Consider the following 512-nt stretch of genomic DNA (forward strand, 5'->3'; position numbering starts at 1 on the left):
AGTTTGGTCACACCGATGTTACTCGATTTTTTCAGAATCATAGACAGACTAGCTTTGCCTACCCACGAAACGTCCCTGACTCGGCTACCGCCCAATCGAAGCACGCCATTACCGGTATCAACGATAGTATCTTTATCCGCCACTCCATTTTCTAAGGCGGCTAAAATAACGAAAGGCTTAATGGTCGAGCCGGGCTCCATTGAGTCCGTGATCACACGGTTACGCATCTTATAACTTTGCCAATCCGTGCGGTTATTTGGGTTGTATGACGGAGCATTAACCATCGCCAAAACGGCACCCGTTTTTACATCCAGCATCACCACGGAGCCAGAGGTTGCACGGTGATCGGCAACCGCCTGTTTGATGGCGCGGTAAGCGATAGCCTGCAAACGCTGATCAATGGTCAGCTGCAACGACTTGCCTTCTTGTTTGTCTTGCCAAGCGATGTTTTCAACGACACGGCCATAGCGGTCTTTACGAATGGTCTTTTTACCTTCTTCACCGGTTAACCA

At 49.4% G+C, this 512-nt stretch carries 1 protein-coding gene; it reads right to left on the minus strand.

Annotated features, from left to right (window positions below; genetic code table 11):
• Positions 1–512, minus strand: a 512-nt coding sequence (locus tag R7F64_RS24435; protein WP_318072229.1) for a penicillin-binding transpeptidase domain-containing protein, incomplete at both ends; no start/stop codon positions are given.

Origin of the sequence: Vibrio sp. Vb1980 (assembly GCF_033338615.1) — a bacterium.
Classification (GTDB): Bacteria; Pseudomonadota; Gammaproteobacteria; order Enterobacterales; family Vibrionaceae; genus Vibrio; species Vibrio alginolyticus.